The organism is Marinomonas sp. ABL3_031, from assembly GCF_056161265.1.
Genome location: NZ_JBSWYU010000009.1, coordinates 159,865 through 180,240, shown reverse-complemented (window position 1 = coordinate 180,240; position 20,376 = coordinate 159,865). Strand labels below are relative to the sequence as shown.

The 20,376-nt window shown below is 44.3% G+C and carries 15 protein-coding genes; 11 read left to right on the top strand and 4 right to left on the bottom strand.

The annotated features are described in order from the left end of the window. Positions 1-129 precede the first annotated feature (129 nt). Positions 130-1,590, bottom strand: coding sequence for a leucyl aminopeptidase (locus tag ACXAH2_RS11725; RefSeq protein ID WP_475078689.1), 1,461 nt, complete (start codon positions 1,588-1,590; stop codon positions 130-132). A 119-nt stretch (positions 1,591-1,709) separates the two neighbouring features. Here ACXAH2_RS11725 and lptF point away from each other — a divergent pair, with 119 nt between their 5' ends. Then, the gene (gene lptF / locus ACXAH2_RS11720; RefSeq protein WP_475078687.1) at positions 1,710-2,834 is read left to right on the top strand and encodes an LPS export ABC transporter permease LptF; all 1,125 of its coding nucleotides are present in this window, start codon (positions 1,710-1,712) and stop codon (positions 2,832-2,834) included. Then, the gene (gene lptG, locus ACXAH2_RS11715; protein WP_475078686.1) at positions 2,831-3,892 is read left to right on the top strand and encodes an LPS export ABC transporter permease LptG; all 1,062 of its coding nucleotides are present in this window, start codon (positions 2,831-2,833) and stop codon (positions 3,890-3,892) included. Before lptF ends, lptG begins: the two co-directional genes overlap by 4 nt. Before the next feature lie 30 nt (positions 3,893-3,922). On the opposite strand, the gene ACXAH2_RS11710 is transcribed toward lptG, so the two are convergent. Continuing rightward, positions 3,923-5,092 carry an aminotransferase class I/II-fold pyridoxal phosphate-dependent enzyme gene (locus tag ACXAH2_RS11710; protein WP_475078684.1) on the bottom strand — a complete coding sequence of 390 codons (1,170 nt, stop codon included), beginning with the start codon at positions 5,090-5,092 and terminating at the stop codon, positions 3,923-3,925. Positions 5,093-5,252: 160 nt separating this feature from the next. Here ACXAH2_RS11710 and dksA point away from each other — a divergent pair, with 160 nt between their 5' ends. The 9 genes from dksA (at position 5,253) to ACXAH2_RS11665 (ending at position 16,534) form a co-directional block, all read left to right on the top strand. Continuing rightward, entirely contained in the window at positions 5,253-5,687 is a 435-nt protein-coding gene (dksA, locus tag ACXAH2_RS11705) for an RNA polymerase-binding protein DksA (protein WP_475078683.1), read from the top strand. Between the two features lie 3 nt (positions 5,688-5,690). Further along, positions 5,691-6,569, top strand: a complete 879-nt coding sequence (gene gluQRS / locus ACXAH2_RS11700) for a tRNA glutamyl-Q(34) synthetase GluQRS (RefSeq protein WP_475078681.1) — start codon at positions 5,691-5,693, stop codon at positions 6,567-6,569. 102 nt (positions 6,570-6,671) lie between these two features. Next, positions 6,672-8,093, top strand: a complete 1,422-nt coding sequence (locus tag ACXAH2_RS11695) for a sigma-54-dependent transcriptional regulator (RefSeq protein WP_475078679.1) — start codon at positions 6,672-6,674, stop codon at positions 8,091-8,093. 532 nt (positions 8,094-8,625) lie between these two features. Next, a complete protein-coding gene (gene pcnB / locus ACXAH2_RS11690) occupies positions 8,626-10,056 on the top strand; it encodes a polynucleotide adenylyltransferase PcnB (protein WP_475078677.1) in 1,431 nt (476 codons plus the stop codon). A 15-nt stretch (positions 10,057-10,071) separates the two neighbouring features. After that, a complete protein-coding gene (folK, locus tag ACXAH2_RS11685) occupies positions 10,072-10,557 on the top strand; it encodes a 2-amino-4-hydroxy-6-hydroxymethyldihydropteridine diphosphokinase (protein ID WP_475078675.1) in 486 nt (161 codons plus the stop codon). Positions 10,558-10,560: 3 nt separating this feature from the next. Beyond that, positions 10,561-11,388 carry a 3-methyl-2-oxobutanoate hydroxymethyltransferase gene (gene panB / locus ACXAH2_RS11680; protein WP_475078673.1) on the top strand — a complete coding sequence of 276 codons (828 nt, stop codon included), beginning with the start codon at positions 10,561-10,563 and terminating at the stop codon, positions 11,386-11,388. Then, a complete protein-coding gene (gene panC, locus ACXAH2_RS11675) occupies positions 11,388-12,239 on the top strand; it encodes a pantoate--beta-alanine ligase (protein WP_475078671.1) in 852 nt (283 codons plus the stop codon). Before panB ends, panC begins: the two co-directional genes overlap by 1 nt. Before the next feature lie 65 nt (positions 12,240-12,304). After that, positions 12,305-13,951: a glucose-6-phosphate isomerase gene (gene pgi, locus ACXAH2_RS11670; protein WP_475078670.1), complete on the top strand. Its 1,647-nt coding sequence runs from the start codon at positions 12,305-12,307 to the stop codon at positions 13,949-13,951. Between the two features lie 294 nt (positions 13,952-14,245). Then, the gene (locus tag ACXAH2_RS11665) at positions 14,246-16,534 is read left to right on the top strand and encodes a bifunctional diguanylate cyclase/phosphodiesterase (protein ID WP_475078668.1); all 2,289 of its coding nucleotides are present in this window, start codon (positions 14,246-14,248) and stop codon (positions 16,532-16,534) included. A gap of 144 nt (positions 16,535-16,678) precedes the next feature. Here ACXAH2_RS11665 and greA read toward each other — a convergent pair whose 3' ends face one another. Next, positions 16,679-17,155, bottom strand: a complete 477-nt coding sequence (gene greA, locus ACXAH2_RS11660) for a transcription elongation factor GreA (protein WP_475078667.1) — start codon at positions 17,153-17,155, stop codon at positions 16,679-16,681. Further along, positions 17,155-20,370: a carbamoyl-phosphate synthase large subunit gene (gene carB, locus ACXAH2_RS11655; RefSeq protein WP_475078666.1), complete on the bottom strand. Its 3,216-nt coding sequence runs from the start codon at positions 20,368-20,370 to the stop codon at positions 17,155-17,157. Before carB ends, greA begins: the two co-directional genes overlap by 1 nt. Positions 20,371-20,376: the final 6 nt, after the last annotated feature.

Here is a 20,376-nt window from a genome sequence, read left to right as displayed (position 1 = left end):
CTAAAGTGGATTGGGTTTGGGGGCGTTCTTTAAGCATGAGACTATTATAAAAAGTCCCCGCACGAAGGCGAGGACTTTATCAGCAGTCTGAAACGATAAAAATCGTCGCTTTTTTATCATTACCAAAGTTTAGGCTTTGCTAAGCAGATAACGCGTTAACAAACCCACAGGACGACCACTTGCCCCTTTATTAGCGCCGCCAGTCCATGCCGTACCCGCAATATCCAGATGCGCCCATGGGTAAGACTCAGTAAAACGAGACAAGAAACACGCTGCTGTTACTGAGCCCGCTTCCGGACCACCAATATTGGCAATGTCAGCAAAGTTACTGTCTAGCTGCTGCTGATATTCTTCATCAAGCGGCATTTGCCATAATTTATCGGCGGCCACTTTACTCGCCCCTTTCAACTCTTCAGCAAGCGCATCATTGTTGGCATACATGCCAGAATTGACACTACCAAGCGCCACTATGCAAGCCCCTGTCAAGGTCGCAATATCAACTACCGATTTAGGCTCAAAGCGTTCAATGTAAGTCAAGGCGTCACACAACACCAAACGACCTTCCGCATCCGTGTTGAGGATCTCAACCGTCTTACCAGACATGGTTTTCACTATGTCGCCCGGCTTAGTAGCATGACCACTTGGCATGTTTTCAGCGGCCGCAACAACCGCCGTAAAGTTAAGCTTAGGCTGCAACTCACAAATAGCCTTCATGGTGCCAAACACGCTAGCTGCGCCACACATATCGTATTTCATCTCATCCATTTTTGGACCAGGTTTCAAAGAAATACCACCTGTATCAAAGGTAATACCTTTACCTAATAACACATGAGGAGCGTCGCCCTCTTCGCCACCACGATAATGCATGACGATGAGATAGCTAGCCTGATCACTGCCACGCCCAACGGACAACAAACAATGCATGCCCAACTCGTCCATCTTGGTTTCATCCAGCAACTCAACATCAATTGAGAAATCTTCCGCCAATTGCTGTGCCTTTGAAGCAAGATAGCTTGGTGTACAAACGTTGCCAGGTAAATTTCCTAACTGACGAGCAAAAGCCGAACCGCTAGCAGTAGCCGTACCTATGGCAAGGGCAGATTCATCACTGCCTTGCAATAAGAGAGTATCAACCTTAGTCGCTTTCTCGGCGTCATCTTGTTTGAATCCAATAAAGTTATAGAAACCTTCGTTCAACCATTGCGCCACCAAAGCGATCACTTCTGACTCAGAATGCGCTTTCATTTTCAGCGCCTGGCTTGCCACCGCTACCTTAGCAAAAGGCAAACCTTTAATTTGTCCTGCAATAGCCGCCACTACTTTGCGTGATTGCATATCACTTAAATCTTCCCCCTTACCCACACCGACCAATAATACGGCTTGAGCAAAGTCCTGACTTAGAGCTGGCAATAACAAAGTTTGTGCTAATGAAGCTTTAAAAACACCGCTTTCGCGTAACTGAGAAATCTGCCCAGCTGCATTTTCATCTACCCAAGCAGTCGACTCAGGCAAATCGCCTTCACTTGGTACAAAAACGACCAAAAGATCTGCCTCTACGTTAGGCAGGCGATCAAATAACGCCATATTCATGAAAGAACCCTCAACAAAATAACTTTAAAAAAATACTGGATAATGTCCTTCTTACCACGAGATAATGGGGGCTTTAGATGTGTAATCAACTCTTGGCTTAAAAGCATTATTCATCAGAGGTGACTTTGAGACTATTCAGATACTTAGCGAAAGAAGTGCTGGTGTCAACTGCTGGCGTAACGCTAATTCTATTATTGGTAATTTTAAGTGGTCGCTTTACTAGCTATTTAGGCCGTGTTGCAGAAGGCAAGATGACCTTCGAATTTCTCTTTATTATTTTGGGTTACCACATCCCCAGCTTCGTCCAAATGATCATGCCTTTGGCTTTCTTTTTGTCATTGTTGCTTGCCTTTGGTCGATTGTACATTGAAAACGAAATGTCGATACTTTTCTCCAGCGGCATCAGCAAAGTCAAGCTCGCTGGTTATACCTTAGGCATCGCGTTTTTGATTAGCCTATTTAGCGGAACCATAAACTTATGGCTTGCACCCGCCAGTGAATACAAGGCTGCCGAGGCATCTGAACAGCAAAATCAGCTCTCCACTTTTGATTTCCTTATTCCAGGTCGCTTCGAAGGCAGCGGCCAGCGAACCACTTACATTGACAGCTTTACTCCAGATGAAGGCTGGATGAATCAGATCTTCATTTCTGACGTCCTTCGTCAAAAAGGTAAAAGCATTCCAGTTCAAACTTTCGCGGCTAACGCTGAACAGTTACGCATCAGTTCAAAAGGCGACCAAAACTATCTGGTATTCAAAAACGGCACTCGCTATGAAGGCCAACCTGGCACAGCAGAGTATCGCATTACGCAATTTGATACCTATGCTGTGCGCATGGAGAATCAAGCCAGGCCAACGATTGATGAGCCCTATACACAAAGCACACTAGCGCTTATCAAGAGTGATCGCAAGATTGATAAAATTGAGCTGCAATGGCGCATTTCTTTGGTCATTATCATTCCAATTCTGGCCATTATTGGCTTGTCTTTGAGTCAGGTTAACCCACGCCAAGGACGCTTCTTTAAAATGCTGCCCGCTATTCTCATTATGATTCTTTATCTTGCCTTACTTATTTGGGGCAGAACCGGATTGGAAAAAGGCAAATTACCAATGCAATTAGGCTTGTGGTGGATTCATGGCCTATTTATGCTCTTGGCTGCCTTTTTATTTGCCCAGTACAATCAAGTCTTTCAACGCCGCAAAGCAAAATTACCAAACACTCTAGAGACTGACGAAGCATTATGAAAAAAATAGATCAATACATTGCCAGCAGTGTGTTATGGGCATTTTTGATTGTTGCACTGGTCTTACTGGGACTGGACTTTGCTCTCACTTTTATCGAACAAATAAAGAAGGTGAATGACAACTATACCGTAGCCTCTTTGCTGCAAGTTATTCTGTATCGCTTACCCGGAAAATTCGCTGAATATGTGCCCATTGCATCTTTAATTGGCACCTTAATGGGACTTGGCACTTTGGCTGCCACTTCTGAATTAACCGTAATGCGCGCTGCCGGCATGCCTATTTGGCGCATTGGCTTTGCCGCTTGCCAACCCATCCTATTAGTGTCTTTGATAGGACTTGGCGTATCGGAATTTGTTTCCCCTATTACTGAACAAAAAGCCAATTTAATCGAAAAGTTTCAAGACCAAAAGAGTGGTGAATTTTCACTTACTGGTGGCGTTTGGCTAAAAGCTGACAATCGTTTTATATACATAGACGCGGCTGACAACAATGGCAAACTATATGGTGTGGAAATTTTCACCCCTCAAGATCAGAAGCTCATCAGTGTTAAAAAAGCCACAACCGCGGAACATGTTTCTGACTCATTATGGCAATTAAACCAAGTCTCCGAGACACGTTTTTTAGAAGATAGTATTCAGGTTAATCATTTTGCTTCTCAAGATTGGAACATCAACATCAAACCTGAACACTTGTATCTGGCCTCTCAAGATCCTGAGACTTTATCTCTTAGCCAGTCTCTGAGTTATCAGATCTATCTTCATCGCCAAAATTTAGACGCTTCTCAATATGAATTGGAATTTTGGATCATTGCACTAAGACCCATCGCCGCCATGGCCTTGGTATTGGTTGCCCTTTCTAGTGTATTTGGTCCATTAAGATCTTCCACCATGGGTGGCAGAATTTTCTCTGGCGTATTGATTGGTTTAGCCTTTCAAAATGCGCTTAATTTATTTGGTCGCATGAGTGTTGCTGTGGACTTCCCTCCCGCTATTGGCGTCAGCATCCCAATTGCCATTTGCCTACTAGCGGGAATCATTTTGATGAGAAGACGCGGTTAAGCGTCTTCTTTTTTAGACCCTTAAGCAAACCTAGCTTGCCCCCATAAAACGACCAATCCGAGACAAAGCTTGTCGAATTTTATCTTCATCATTGGCATAAGCAAAACGCACGTAATGATGGGCCTTTTCTTCGCCAAAATCCGCACCTGGAGTTAATGCCACATATTCTTGCTCAAGCAAATCAAGACACCAGTCCATCGCATTATCGGTAATCGCAGACACATCCACATAGACATAAAAAGCCCCTTGGGCAGGCGCAATGACAGGCAAACCCAAGGACTTTAGACCGTCTAACAATACCTTACGCCGCTGACTAAAAATCTGTCGCCGCTGTTCACACTCCGCCAACACATCAGGCTGAAAGGCTCGTATTGCTGCATATTGCGAAACGCTTGGCGCGGATATAAAAAGGTTTTGCGCTAACTTAGTAGCACCGTCCACAGCCCACTCAGGTACGACTAACCAGCCAAGTCGCCACCCCGTCATAGCAAAATACTTAGAAAAACTGTTGATCACAAACACATCATCAGACAGGGACAATGCGGTGAAATCATCACCTTCGTACACTAACCCTTGATATATTTCGTCCACCAGAAGATGACCACCAAGAGAAGCCACCGTTCGCCACATAGAGGCTAAGTATTCTTTACTCAATACCGCTCCAGTAGGATTGGCAGGGGATGCCAGCCAAACGCCTGCGGTATGCTCTTGCCAAGCGTCTTTAACCTGTTGCTCAGTAAGGGAAAAAGCATGCTTTGGCGCAGTCGACAACCTATTTGGTCGACCTCCCACCTGCATGACAAAATGACGATTACAAGGATAACAAGGGTCTGGCATCAAGACTTCATCGCCAGCATTTATCATCAAAGATGACATTAGCAACAAAGCCCCTGACGCACCGGGAGTAACAACAATTCGCTGCGGCGCAACCTTGACATGGTAGCGAGAAGCGTAATAATCGCTAATTGCCTGTTTTAATTCAGGTAAACCGGTTGCGGCGGTGTAACCTGTTTGGTGCTGCAAAATGGCTTGCACACCTGCCGCTTCCACTTGGTTTACTGCTGAGAAATCAGGCTCTCCGATTTCTAGGTGAATAACGGGGTGGCCTTGTGCCTCTAGCGCTTTGGCTCTTTCCAGTACCGCCATGACTTGGAAAGGGGAAATCTGTTCAACGCGAGCGGCTAGGGTGCGCTTTTTCATCCGAGGATCTCTACCTAATTTAAAGTTTTCGTCACATTTTGCGCAAAAAAAGTGGTGAACAGCCAAATTATCTGGTAAGTTCTCGGCCGAAAAATAAACCACCTAATTTTTATTGGTTACAGGTTACCACAACGGATACCTGCGAAGTGAGGCAATGCGTATGCCAGATATGAAGCCAGATTCATTAATGAAAGACTTCACTCCTTATGTTGCTAAGGAAGGCGAAGAATACATGAACGAGAACCAGTTGGCGCATTTTAAAAGCATCTTACTCAACTGGAAGCAAAACCTAATGGAAGAGGTTGATCGCACAGTTCACCACCTTAAAGAAGAGGCGGTTAACTATGCCGACCCTAATGACCGAGCCAGCCAAGAAGAAGAGTTCAGCTTGGAACTACGTGCTCGTGATCGCGAACGCAAACTGGTGAAAAAAATCTCTCAGACCATCGAAGCCATCGACAATGACGATTATGGTTACTGTGAAGAATGTGGCATTGAAATCGGCATTCGCCGTTTAGAAGCTCGCCCAACGGCAACCATGTGTATTGATTGCAAAACGCTTGCTGAAATCAAAGAGAAGCAAATCGGCGGTTAATTCGTGGCTTCGCGCTACATTGGTCGCTTTGCACCCTCACCAACTGGCCCACTTCATTTTGGCTCGCTAGTCAGCGCATTAGCGAGCTATCTTGATGCCAAGCAACACTCTGGTTCATGGCTGATTCGCATTGAAGATGTCGACGGCACACGATGTAAAAGTCAATACGTAGAGCAGATACTCACCACACTGAACAGCTACCAACTCTTCTCTGATGAGAACCCCATAAAACAAAGTGACTTTACTCAAGAGTATCAAGATCATCTCAATCTATTAAAACAACAAGAGCAGATTTTTCCTTGTAACTGCACTCGCCACTCATTACAAGCTCATCAAGGTCGACACCCACACATTTGCCAAAGCAACGAGCTTAACCCTCATTCTTGGCGTCTAAAAAGCAGCGATGTCATTTATCGCTATCATGATGGCATTCAGGGTGAGTTGATATTTCATCATGATCTAAATAACAATTGTCCCGTACTGAAGCGCAAAGACGGTTACTTCTCCTATCAACTGGCTGTAGTGGTGGATGATCATAGACAAGAGATCAGCCATCTTGTCAGAGGCGCAGACTTAATAGACACCACAGCACAACAACTGCATCTGTACGCCTTACTAGGCTGGGAAGCCCCTCAGATCAGTCACATTCCTTTAGTGGTAAATCAAGCTGGTGACAAGATAAGCAAACAAAATCATGCTAAAGCCATTCAGAATGGCGATCTTGACACCTTGCTCATTGCCTTGAGTTACCTTGGCATGCACATTCAAGCGAGCAACATTGATGAAGCACTCAACAAAGCCATATTGATGTGGGACAAACATGCCTTGTTCGGTCAGAGTAAGATCACCCTTGCGGAACAACATAGACACCTAATCGAATAAGTTCGGCTCTTCACCCTACAGCACACAGATTTGACTAAGCTATTCCCCCAAATCTAACTGCATGTGTATAATCGTTACACTGGTTACAAGAGGTGACACTCAATGCACAGCATCATGATCATTTGCCCTGATAATTCATTGCTCAAAGAATCAGAAAGGTGGCTTTCAAAATACGGCTTTCAAATCAACACCAGCCAATCTTTTGAACAAGCCAATAAATATTATGATCTTTCTGCTTTTGATTTGATGTTGGTCGATCAGGTGACTATTGAACAACTTAGCGACCCTGCCAAGGAGGTCCCCAACACCCCAAAACACATTGTACTTGACGCTAAACCCAGCCTTAGCACAGGTGTAAACTGTATGGCTGAAGGTGCGGTTTATTATTTACCCTTACCAACAGATACAGAAACTTTACTCAAGCATGTGGTAAACACCTTAGAGCAAAACGATCAACAACAAAGCACGCACAAGCTCTTCGACAATACGCCTCTAGGACCTCGTTTATTTGCCCAACCAGACAGAGAGGAAACCCTTCCCCTAGGTACGCTAGGAAGCGGCATTATTGGCCAGTGTCCGCCTATGCAGGAACTCTTTAGGGACATGCGCAAAGTGGCTGGCACGGATGTCACAGTACTGATAAGGGGCGAGTCTGGGACAGGCAAAGAATTGGTTGCCAAAGCTCTGCATAACCTTAGCCAAAGACACAAGCATGCTATCATCAGCGTGAACTGCGCCGCCATTCCAGAAAACCTAATAGAATCAGAACTTTTTGGCCATGAGAAAGGCGCATTTACTGGTGCCACAGCAGCTCACGACGGTCTCATTTTTGCAGCTGACAAGGGCACCTTATTCCTCGACGAAATTGGCGAATTACCCCTTGAAGCCCAAGCTCGACTGCTTAGAGTATTACAAGAAGGCGAGATACGCAGAGTAGGGGCAACACAATCCACTAAAGTGGACATTCGCCTCATTACAGCAACCCACAGAAACCTCTTTGAAATGGTCAAAAACGGACAATTTCGTGAAGACCTATATTACCGACTTTATGTGATGGAATTACTCTTGCCACCTTTACGAGAAAGAGACAATGACATTTCAATTCTAGCCGAAGCCTTATTGGAAAAAACTTGCCAAAAGCACAATCGCCCAGCATTACCTTATAGTCGCAGTTTTGATAAAGCCATTCGCGCGCACAATTGGCCTGGCAATGTTAGAGAGCTGGAAAACGCCATTGAACGAGCCGTTATTTTAAGCCCACTAGACAGAGTAGAAGCCGCTAATTTGAAACTGGCAAGCCAACAAAGCTCAACTGACGCTGACAACAAGAATACAAAGGAGGAAACCTCCGCGTCCTTACCACAAGGCACCACATTAGACGATTACTTCAAACACTTTGTTTTAACGCACCAGCACAAAATGACAGAAACACAGCTTGCACACTCTTTGGGCATCTCACGAAAAAGCTTATGGGAAAGAAGACAAAAACTGGCAATCCCCAAAAAAGTAACAACCGAAAAGTAACAAGTGTTACCTAAATACTCAATAAAACAGATTAAAATTGTAAAAAAAGTGTACAGAAATTTACCAAAAACCATTAAAATCAGCACCTTAGCATTTCTGGCATAACTAATGCCTTATATATGGCACAACGATAATAAGATTGACCAAAAATAAAAATAAGTTAATCGTCGTATGTAATGTTCTTAACAATAAAAATAACAACTAAGAACACCGTGGCCTCTTAAAATAAAAATAAAATCTGAGGCCATGGATGGAAAATCGCTTTGGATAATTGATTTTTTTTGATATATAAGCCTTAGGGCGATGAAAACATTGCAAAAATAAAAATAAGACCAAGTAGAACTGCAAAAGCAGCGCGGACATTGTTTTCGGAACTAGTATCTTCATGTATCCAAAGCGATTATTTTATTTCTAATTGCCTTTCCTTTTCTCAAAACTCCAACAAAATCCTCTAATCAGCATGATAAATCGTGTAACTTTTCACCATCGCGTGTAAAATGCCACAATCGTTAACTTTAAAAATTGTCATCTAATGCTCACAGGACTTAAATCTCTGGTACGTAAAGCTACTTCTGCACTTCTCCCATCACAAGAGCAGACTTATCCAATTATCATACCTCGCGATAAACATAATCTCTCTCGACAAGACTTAAGCGCAAATGCAGTAAAGGTATTGTACCGTCTTAACAAAGCCGGCTATGAAGCCTACCTAGTTGGCGGCTGCATTCGGGATCATTTAATTGGCATTGAACCAAAAGACTTTGACGTGGTAACCAAGGCCACCCCTGAAGAAGTACACGCGCTATTTTCTAACTCACGCCTAATTGGTCGCCGTTTCCGCTTGGTACACGTCACTTTTGGCCGAGAAATCATTGAAGTATCCACCTTCCGTGCTAATACGTCACAAGAAAAAGCACCAGAAATAGAGCAAAAATCCCTAAAAGGCAAAGACTCTGCTCGCTCCAGTCACGGCATCATTCTACGAGACAATGTTTACGGTAACATTGAAGAAGACGCCGAGCGACGTGATTTCACCTTTAATGCGCTCTATTACAATGTAGAAGACTTCAGTATTCACGATTATTGCGGCGGCCTAGCAGACATTAAGAACAAACAAATTCGCATTATCGGTGACCCTCGTCAGCGCTATCAGGAAGACCCTGTGCGAATGCTCAGAGCCATTCGTTTTGCCGGCAAACTGGGCTTTGATATTGAAGCCAACACAGCGGCTCCTATCAAGGAAATGGCCCATCTACTGGATCACATTCCACCAGCTCGTCTATTTGAAGAGGTACTCAAACTATTAGGCAGTGGCAACGGCATCAAGACCTTCGAGCTATTGCGCGAATATGGTTTATTCCGCTACCTATTCCCTGATACGGATGCACTTTTGCAAAGCGGCTGGAAACGTCAGGACATTGATCCTGAAGCCTTTATTTTACGTGGTCTAAAAAACACCGATGAGCGCATCCAAGGCGGCAAAAGTACAGCACCTTATTTTCTTTATGCCATTTTATTGTGGCCGAGCGTGGCTTTGCGTCATGAAGAATTTATGGCTCAAGGCATGCCGGTAACACCAGCACTTCACCAAGCCGCTAATATGGTACTGGACAATCAAGTAGCTTCAACCGCTATTCCGCGTCGTTTCTCTACGCCGATGAGAGAAATTTGGGACATGCAATTACGTTTGCCTAAACGCTATGGTAAACGCGCTTTCCAGCTTTTAGAGCACCCAAGGTTTCGCGCTGGTTTCGACTTTTTGTTAATCCGTGAACACAGCGGCACTGAGCTGAACGGATTAGGAGAGTGGTGGGAAGCCTTCCAATTTGGCAACGAAAGCCAGCAACGTGAGCTAATTAAACAAATTGATAAGCACACCAACAACAAAGAAGCGCCCAAAAAGCGCCGCCCTCGACGCCGCCGCAAAAGCAATGGGCCACAGCTCGAAAACAAACCAGATTAAGCGTAAGGTAATAGCATGACAACCGCCTACATTGGCCTTGGCAGCAATCTAGAAAAACCTCTTGAGCAAATTCGTCGTGCCATTAAGGCACTTTCTAAACACCCCAGTTTGCACAATATAAGTGTGTCGAATATTTATGGCAGTAAACCAGTTGGGCCTCAAGATCAACCAGACTATGTTAATGCTGTTGCACGCTTTGATACTGCACTTTCTAGCATGGCTTTGCTTGATCTTCTACAGAGCATTGAACAGGATCATCAAAGAGTTCGCGAACGCCATTGGGGACCGCGCACCTTAGACCTAGATCTGTTATTGTATGGCAACGAGCAAATTGATTTACCAAGACTAACTGTGCCACACCCTTTTATGCTTGAACGCGGCTTTGTTATCCAGCCGCTTCATGATCTTGCTCCTGATATGCTCTTGGCAAATGGCACAACCGTTACCGAGCAGTTACACCAACTTGATACCAGCGATTTGGTTATTATCACAGAAGAATAAAATATGTACTCAGACAACTCTCAGAAAAAGCTGACAAAGCCAGTTACCCTCTCTACCTTGAAACAAATGAAGGCAGACAAAGAAAAAATTACCTGCTTAACCTCCTATGATGCGTCCTTTACCCATGTTATGAATGTGGCTGGTGTGGAAATCATTTTAGTAGGCGACTCATTAGGCATGGTCATTCAAGGACAAGACAGCACCTTACCCGTGACCATTGAAGACATGTGCTACCACACTGCAGCGGTAAAACGCGGCAACAGCCATGCGTTCATTTTAACGGATATGTCTTTTATGAGTTACAGCACACCAGAGCAAGCATTAGACAATGCCGCCAAACTCATGCAAGCTGGCGCCAATATGGTAAAACTAGAAGGTGGAAGTTGGCTTGCTGATACCATTAAACTACTGAGCCAACGTGGTATTCCTGTTTGCGCGCATTTAGGATTAACTCCCCAATCAGTACATAAGCTAGGCGGCTACAAGGTACAAGGTAAAAGCCATGATGCCGCAGAGCTTTTATTGGAAGAGTCATTACATCTAGTGGAAGCAGGCGCGGATATTTTATTGTACGAATGCATTCCAACTGAACTGGGTAAAATGCTGACTGAGTCCGTCCCCGTGCCAACGATCGGTATTGGTGCCGGTCATCACACTGACGGACAAGTTCTGGTGCTACACGACATGCTAGGCATCAATCTTGGCCACACGCCACGCTTTGTGAAAAACTTTTTAACCGACGGCCGCAATGTCACACAAGCCTTTGAAGCTTATGTCAAAGAAGTAAAAGACACGAGTTTCCCAGGACCAGAGCACGGATTTAAATCATAATGCAGACGTTTCATACCATTGTCGAATTACGCGCAGCACTGAAAACCCTACGCTTACAAGACAAAAGCATCGCTTTTGTGCCCACTATGGGGAATTTACACGACGGCCACATGTCACTCATTCGTCGCGCAGCGCATGAAGGCGATATCGTGGTTTCTTCCGTGTTTGTGAATCCAATGCAATTCTCTGCTAATGAAGATCTTGAGCGTTACCCAAAAACCTTAGAGGAAGACAAAAAAGTACTGGAAGCCAATGGCTGCCATTACTTGTTTGCCCCAGACGCTCTGGAAATGTACCCAGATGGTAAACGTAGCCAGACCCAGATCGAAGTCATGGGTTTATCTGATATTTTATGTGGGGCCTCTCGACCAGGCCACTTTGTCGGCGTAGCCACTGTGGTCACCAAATTATTCAACATAGTGCAGCCAGATTGCGCTATTTTTGGTAATAAAGATTTTCAACAATTGAAAGTCATCGAAGACATGACACGCGACCTTAGCTCAAATGTTCGTATCATAGGTGTCGACACGGCACGAAATGACAATGGTTTGGCAATGAGTTCACGTAATGGCTATTTAACAGAACAAGAACGAGACATTGCACCAACAATGTACAAAACCTTGCTATGGGCAAAAGAACAGCTTATAGCAAACCGCGCGAGTCACGAGGAAATCCGCGAACAAGCTCAACAGAAGCTTGAAGCGGCAGGCTTCCGTCGTGATTATTTTGAAATCCGCGCACAAGATAATTTACAAACACCAACCGAGGAAGAGAAAAGCCTAGTCATTTTGGCTGCGGCACATCTAGGCAGCGCTCGTTTAATTGATAACTTGCGCGTTGAGCTTGGCTAAGTTTTGAATCTAAGCATTCAAGACACCAACACCTAATTCACTTTCACTATACGAGGGAGATTGTAATGCGTTCACCCACTGAATTCTCTGCTTGGAAAAAACTCGCAGAACATCAACAGCAAATGGCATCTGTTGATATGACATCTATGTTTGCTGCTGACCCTAAACGTGCAGAAACATACCAAGCCTCCGCTGCTGGCTGGACATTAGATTACGCAAAGAACCGCGCCAACGATACAACACTTTCGCTACTTACAGAATTAGCACAAGAAGCTGGCATGGAACAAGCCATTGAAAACATGTTCAGTGGCGCGCACATCAACAATACGGAAGATCGTTCGGTTTTACATGTTGCATTACGCGCTAGCCAAGCACAACAAACCTTAATGGTTGATGGTGTGAACGTGTTAGCGGAAGTTCGTTCAACCCTTAAACAAATGGAAAAATTTGTTTGGCAATTACAAAGCGGACAATGGCGTGGCTACTCCAACCATCGCATCACCGATGTCGTTTCCATTGGTATTGGAGGTTCTTATCTAGGCCCCAAAGTGGTTGCTGAAGCTCTCACACCTTACACTCAACAGCAAATCAAGGTTCACTTTGTTGCCAATATTGACGGCTCTGACATCACCGAAAAACTAAAAAAGCTAAACCCTGAAACCACGGTATTTGTTATTTCTTCTAAGTCTTTTGGCACCTTAGAAACCCTCTACAATGCCAACGCAGCTCGGGATTGGTTCTTGCGCAATGGCGGTCCAGAAAACTTGATTCATAAGCATTTTGCGGCGGTCAGCTCGAATGTGAAGAAAGCCGTTGCCTTCGGTATTGCTGAAGCGAACATCTTCCCAATGTGGGACTGGGTTGGTGGACGTTACTCTTTATGGTCAGCAATTGGCTTACCGATTGCCATCGCCGTTGGTATGGAAAACTTCTATGCACTCTTAGACGGTGCACACCAAATGGATGAACACTTCCGTACTGCGCCATTAGAAGAAAACCTACCCGTACTCATGGGCACCTTGGGCGTTTGGTACATTAACTTCCACAACGCACAGACCCATGCTTTGATTCCTTACGATCACTATTTACGCGCTTTACCAGCACACATCCAACAACTGGATATGGAAAGTAACGGTAAAGCCAACCTAGTGAATGGCGACGGTGTAACAACCGATACTGGCCCGATCATTTGGGGTGGTGCCGGCACGAATGGTCAACACGCTTACCATCAACTGCTGCACCAAGGCACTCGTTTTGTCCCTGTCGACTTTATTGCGCCACTAACAACGCACAACCCTGTTGCGGATCATCACGCTCAGCTGTTCGCTAATTGCTTAAGTCAATCACAAGCTTTAATGGTGGGTAAGAACCTAGAACAAGCACAAAAAGAACTACGTGATGCAGGCGCGGACGAAGAGCAAGTCGTCGCCATTGCACCGCACAAAGTGATTCCAGGCAATCGACCGAGTAACACCTTACTAACGGACAAGATGACACCAGCCAGCGTTGGCGCTCTGATTGCTCTGTATGAACACCGTACTTTTGTACAAGGTACCATTTGGGGGATTAACTCCTTCGATCAATGGGGCGTTGAACTGGGTAAAGTTCTGGGTACAGACATCTACAACCGCCTTGTAAGTGACAGTGACAACAGCGAGCTGGACGCTTCCACACAAGCGTTAATTACCGCGTTTAAGAAAGCTCAGTCATAACACAGACACAAGCCTTTCTAAAAACACCAGCCTCGGCTGGTGTTTTTGTTTCCAACGTCCGATTCCATTATTAACAGCACATAACAAATAATTTACACAATCACATAACAAGCGAACCAAATAAAGTGGTTGTTCATAGTCTAAACTTTTATATTGACACTGAAATAGAAGCTCTCTCATAACGAGCCTTATGCTTGCGTAAAATGGCAGCAAAGGAGCTCGAAAATAGTCGCAGCACATTTCTATTCAATCACTTGTGTCATGTTTCAATTGATCATTCTGAGCGAGGCTTGAATGACTTTAATCAAAAAAAATATCTGGGCGGCCTTCTATCTTACTGCCGTCATTTGGCTGATTTTTTTCACTGCGGCCAGTTTCGTTAGTTATCAAACTGTCTATGAAGAGTACACATCCGAACAAAAAAAGTTAATGTCGTTAACGGCCAACTCCATGCAGTCTATTTTACGCCAGTACGAAGTCTTGCTCGATCTGGTGGCCAAAGAGGTTATTTACTATGGAGAATTAGCTGACAAGGACACCATTCAAAAGGTGATGGACTCTGTCGTGGAGGTGGATAATTCCATGTTGGGAGTTGGTTTATTTTTACCTCATGGCGATGTGTATGTTGCTTCCTCCGGCGTGAAACTCCCTGCAAATTTTAATTTACTCGCACAACCAGAAAATCGCGAAAGCTTCCAACAAACACTAGCATCAAACAAGATGGTGATGGGGCGTACTTACCAGAGCGAAGTGCTGAAAACCATCGCCTTCCCTTTACGCAAATCTGTTGTCGACCTTGACGGTAATGTTTTATTCGTACTGTCCACCGTAATCGATATTTCGAAAGGTTTTAAATTTTTCTTCGAGGGCGAAAGCAATCAAAACAACGACGACCTCTATCTTTATCGCGGCAGTGATAATTACTTGCAAATAGTCTTGCCTCATAATCAGTTTGATCCTGAGATTTACAACTATCAAATCCCTCAAGCCAACATTAATCAAGCCTTTCGGGCATTAGAGCAAAATAAAGGTCTAAGCATTGAAGACATTAAAACGAATGAACTGGAAGTGATTACCACCAGTGTGCTACCGGGTCCAACTAGCAAAGCTGTAAGCCGTTATTTAGCTGAATACGATTTGTGGGCCGAACTTAAGTTAGATGACAACTACGTAATGAGTCTCTTCTTCAAAGAGTTACAAGTGCTTATTGGCATTTTTGCCAGTTCATTGCTGCTAATTTATTTGTTATTCAGAGGCATTGCCAGCAATGAAAAACGCATAAAAGATGCCTTAGAACATCAAGCCAATCATGATTATCTAACCAAACTCAACAATCGGTTTTATTTGGATCAACAGCTTATCTCAATGGAAAAAGACAAACTGTATTATCTTATTTTCATTGATTTAGACAATTTCAAAGCCATCAACGATGGTTATGGTCATGAAATCGGTGATAAGGTACTTTGCCTTGTGGCAGAAAGACTGCAATCCTTAGTCAGTCCATTGGATGTTTTGGTACGCTATAGCGGCGACGAATTCATCATCATTATGTTTAGCAAAAATGAAAAAAACATCCATTTCTTCTGTAAAGCCATCCAAGATAATTTGGCTTTACCGACTACGATTGGCGATTTTCGCTTTGTATTAAGTGCCAGCATTGGGGTCGCTGCTTTTCCTGAAGATGGACACAATCTGGATGAGCTGAAACGCTTTGCTGATCTAGCCATGTATGAAGCGAAAAAAACACGCAATACCATCACCTTCTTCCGCGAAGATTTCAAACAAGCTTACCATTATCGCTCGCAACTAGAACAAGAACTCAAAAAAGCCTTATTGCAGAATGAAATGTACATGATGTATCAGCCGCAAATCAGTATTGATGGCAACTCTTTTGGCGTAGAAGCTCTGGTACGTTGGGAAAACAAATTACTAGGATATGTGCCGCCAGATAAATTCATTCCTGTTGCAGAAGCTTGTGGTCTCATGTTGCCAATTGGCGAATTTATCATCGACCAAACCTTTACTGACATGATAGAGATTCAAAAAGAAACAGGCTTATCTGTGAGTGTCTCCATCAATATTTCAGTTCGCCAATTCCAGCATAATGAGTTCTTCGATAGGTTGATAGATTTGATAGAAAAACACTCCTTTATCTATGTCGAGCTTGTTCTGGAAGTCACTGAGAACCTCTTTATTGATGATGTGATTGGCATTAAACAACTCATGACCAAAATACGTAAGAAGGGGATCCGCATTTCTTTAGACGACTTCGGCACTGGCTATTCGTCATTGAGCTTACTAAATCAATTACCCATTGATGAACTCAAAATAGACAAGAGTTTTGTCGATGATATCACCACTAACAGCAATACTCTGGCCATGGTAGAAGGCATCATTGCGATCGCAAGAAGATTGAATATCATCACAGTGGTGGAAGGGGTAGAAACGGACGAACAGAGACAAATTCTGGCCGATTTACATTGTGATATCTTCCAAGGCTATCACTTCTCAAAACCATTAAAAATAAATGATCTTAAGAAGTACATCTCTTCAAATACGAACTTGTTAGGTGTCACCAATTAAAAAGCATAAAAGACACTTTTAGTACAGGCTATGATTCTACAACAGTAGCGCTTTTAATTTTACGGCTCCCCTTTTCCATATAAGCACAAAAAAAACCACCCAGTATTCACTGAGTGGTTTTATTATCCAATACCTTAATACAACTTAAATGTATTCGACTTTTTCGATCTCGTAGACAGCTTCGCCACTTGGAATTTTCACCGACACTTCATCGCCTTCTAGTTTACCAATAATGGCCTTGGCGATCGGAGAAGCATAAGAGATTTTCTTTTCCTTCACATCAGCTTCATCATCACCTACGATCTGATAAGTCACTGTGCCTTCTGTGTCAACATTATATAAAGTCACTGTCGTGCCAAATACAACCTTGCCAGTAGCCGTCATTGACTTCACATCAATTACTTGAGAATCAGCCAGCTTACCTTCAATCTCTTTAATGCGACCTTCAGTGAAGCCCTGCTCTTCACGAGCAGCATGATATTCTGCGTTTTCTTTCAAGTCACCGTGCTCACGAGCTTCTGCAATATCCGCTATCACACGTGGACGCACTACACTTTTCAGATGGTTCAACTCTTCTCTTAAACGAGCTTCCCCTTCAACTGTCATTGGAACTTTATTCATTATTTCCCCAAGTGCAAATCTTGTAATCTTCTGACTTTGGTTTCACCAGTTAAACCAATTGCCAAACTTGTCGCCTCAGCGCCAGCCAATGTTGTAGTGTAACAAACCTTGCGCTGTAATGCTGTACGACGTATCAAAGAAGAATCTGTGATCGCTTGAGTACCAGAAGTGGTGTTAATAATGTAATCGATCTCGCCATTTTTCATCATATCAACGATATGCGGACGACCCTCATTCACCTTATTCACCTTACGTACATCAACACCTTGTTCAGTAAGATATTTTGCCGTACCTTCCGTACCCACTAAATCAAATCCTTGCTCTGCTAAGCGACGAGCCACAGCAACCGCACCTTCTTTGTCCATATCACGAACACTGATAAAAGCGCGTCCAGATGTTGGCAATACTGTACCACCACCTAGTACGGCTTTACCAAAGGCTTCAGGGAAGCTATCACCAACGCCCATGACTTCACCTGTGGATTTCATTTCTGGCCCAAGAATTGGGTCAACACCTTGGAACTTGTTGAATGGGAATACCGCTTCTTTCACACTGTAATAAGCAGGAATAATTTCTTCGGTGAACCCTAGCTCAGCAAGGGTTTTACCTGCCATCACTAAGGCTGCTACCTGTGCCAAAGAACGACCAATACACTTAGATACGAATGGTACAGTACGTGAAGCTCGAGGATTCACCTCAATAACGTAGATTTCACCATCTTGCACAGCCAACTGAGTGTTCATCAAGCCCACTACGCCCAATTCCAGCGCCATCTTCTTAATCATGCTGCGGATTTGATCTTGAATGTCGACAGACAAAGAGTAAGGAGGCAAAGAACACGCCGAGTCACCAGAGTGAACTCCGGCTTGCTCAATGTGTTGCATGATACCGCCAATCACCACTTGCTCACCGTCAGACACACAGTCGATGTCGATCTCGATAGCGGCATTCAGGAAATGATCAAGCAACACTGGGCTGTCATTAGACACTTTAACGGCGGTCGTCATATAACGCGTCAATTCTTTCTCGTTATAAACGATTTCCATAGCACGGCCCCCCAATACATAAGAAGGGCGAACCACTAACGGATAACCGATTTCAGCCGCTTTAACGATGGCTTGTTCGGTTGAACGTACTGTCGCGTTTTTCGGTTGCTTGTAACCAAGACGCTGGATCATGCTTTGGAAACGCTCACGGTCTTCCGCACGGTCAATGGCTTCTGGCGACGTACCAATGATTGGCACACCTTCGTTTTGTAGCGCACGAGCAATTTTTAGAGGTGTTTGACCACCGAATTGCACAATCACGCCTTTTGGCTGCTCGGTACGTACGATTTCTAATACGTCTTCCAAGGTAACTGGCTCAAAGTACAAACGATCAGACGTATCGTAGTCAGTAGATACGGTTTCTGGGTTACAGTTCACCATGATGGTTTCGTAACCGTCATCACGCAAACCTAATGCCGCGTGCACACAGCAATAGTCAAACTCAATACCTTGACCGATACGGTTTGGACCACCGCCTAGGATAATAACCTTGTCTTTATCACTCGGTGCGGCTTCACATTCGTCTTCGTAGGAAGAGTACATGTAAGCGGTATTGGTCGCGAATTCTGCCGCACAGGTATCCACACGCTTGTAAACTGGGTGAACCTGCAATAAGTAACGACGTTCACGAAGAGATTTTTCCGTCACTTGTAACAAAGATGCTAGGCGCGCATCGGAGAAACCTTTACGCTTTAGACGACGCATTACATCATAAGTCATGTGCGCTAGACCTTTATCTGCCAACGCCATCTCTTCTTTGATGATGTCTTCGATCTGCACCAAGAACCAAGGATCAACACCGGTTACCGCGTAAAGCTCATCAACCGTCATACCGGCACGGAAAGCATCACCTATGTACCAAATACGATCGGCACCAGGAGATTGCAGTTCGTGAGACAGTTTCTCTTTGCTGTTTTCTTCCGCCAGATCCAACTGAGGATTGAAACCGTCAGAACCAGTCTCCAAACCACGCAAGGCTTTTTGCATAGACTCTTGGAAGTTACGGCCAATCGCCATGACTTCACCGACAGATTTCATTTGTGTGGTCAAACGGTCATTCGCGGTTGGGAATTTCTCAAAAGTAAAACGAGGAATTTTCGTTACCACGTAGTCAATTGCAGGCTCGAAACTTGCTGGCGTTTGACCGCCAGTGATGTCGTTCTGCAACTCATCTAGGGTGTAACCAATCGCCAATTTAGCGGCAATTTTCGCAATCGGGAAACCGGTCGCTTTCGATGCCAAAGCCGAAGAACGTGATACACGAGGGTTCATCTCGATGACCACCAAACGGCCGGTTTTTGGGTCCATACCGAACTGAACGTTAGAACCACCGGTTTCGACACCGATTTCACGCAATACTGCCAAAGAGGCATTACGCATGATTTGGTATTCTTTGTCTGTGAGAGTTTGCGCCGGTGCAACGGTAATAGAGTCACCCGTATGAACCCCCATGGCATCAAAGTTTTCAATGGCACAAACGATGATACAGTTATCATTTTTGTCTCGTACCACTTCCATTTCGTACTCTTTCCAACCGATCAATGATTCATCGATTAGCAATTCATTGGTAGGAGATAAATCCAAACCACGAGTACAAATTTCTTCAAACTCTTCCATGTTGTAAGCGATACCGCCACCAGTACCCCCCATGGTGAAAGAAGGACGAATAATACAAGGGAAGCCAACTTCAGCTTGAACCTTCAAGGCTTCTTCCATGTTGTGAGCGATACCCGCACGAGGACATTCTAGGCCGATCGACTTCATCGCTTCATCAAAACGATGACGATCTTCTGCCTTATCAATGGCATCTGCAGTCGCACCAATCATCTCAACCTTGTACTTTTCCAGTACACCATGACGCTCTAAATCCAGTGCACAGTTCAGCGCTGTTTGCCCACCCATGGTTGGCAATACTGCGTCTGGACGCTCTTTCTCAATGATTTTTTCAAGGGTTTTCCATTCAATCGGCTCGATGTAAGTCGCATCGGCCATCACAGGATCCGTCATGATGGTGGCTGGGTTAGAGTTTACCAGAATAACGCGGAAGCCTTCTTCTCGCAGGGCTTTACAAGCTTGCGCGCCAGAGTAGTCAAACTCACAAGCTTGACCGATTACAATTGGGCCGGCACCTAAAATTAAGACGCTTTTTATGTCAGTACGTTTTGGCATAATCTT

Excerpts from the sequence above, each read along its gene's own strand:
- ACXAH2_RS11725 (WP_475078689.1), bottom strand. The coding sequence starts at position 1,590 with ATGAATATGGCGTTATTTGATCGCCTGCCTAACGTAGAGGCAGATCTT.
- lptG (WP_475078686.1), top strand. The coding sequence starts at position 2,831 with ATGAAAAAAATAGATCAATACATTGCCAGCAGTGTGTTATGGGCATTT.
- ACXAH2_RS11710 (WP_475078684.1), bottom strand. The coding sequence starts at position 5,092 with ATGAAAAAGCGCACCCTAGCCGCTCGCGTTGAACAGATTTCCCCTTTC.
- dksA (WP_475078683.1), top strand. The coding sequence starts at position 5,253 with ATGCCAGATATGAAGCCAGATTCATTAATGAAAGACTTCACTCCTTAT.
- ACXAH2_RS11695 (WP_475078679.1), top strand. The coding sequence starts at position 6,672 with ATGCACAGCATCATGATCATTTGCCCTGATAATTCATTGCTCAAAGAA.
- pcnB (WP_475078677.1), top strand. The coding sequence starts at position 8,626 with ATGCTCACAGGACTTAAATCTCTGGTACGTAAAGCTACTTCTGCACTT.
- folK (WP_475078675.1), top strand. The coding sequence starts at position 10,072 with ATGACAACCGCCTACATTGGCCTTGGCAGCAATCTAGAAAAACCTCTT.
- panB (WP_475078673.1), top strand. The coding sequence starts at position 10,561 with ATGTACTCAGACAACTCTCAGAAAAAGCTGACAAAGCCAGTTACCCTC.
- panC (WP_475078671.1), top strand. The coding sequence starts at position 11,388 with ATGCAGACGTTTCATACCATTGTCGAATTACGCGCAGCACTGAAAACC.
- pgi (WP_475078670.1), top strand. The coding sequence starts at position 12,305 with ATGCGTTCACCCACTGAATTCTCTGCTTGGAAAAAACTCGCAGAACAT.
- ACXAH2_RS11665 (WP_475078668.1), top strand. The coding sequence starts at position 14,246 with ATGACTTTAATCAAAAAAAATATCTGGGCGGCCTTCTATCTTACTGCC.
- greA (WP_475078667.1), bottom strand. The coding sequence starts at position 17,155 with ATGAATAAAGTTCCAATGACAGTTGAAGGGGAAGCTCGTTTAAGAGAA.
- carB (WP_475078666.1), bottom strand. The coding sequence starts at position 20,370 with ATGCCAAAACGTACTGACATAAAAAGCGTCTTAATTTTAGGTGCCGGC.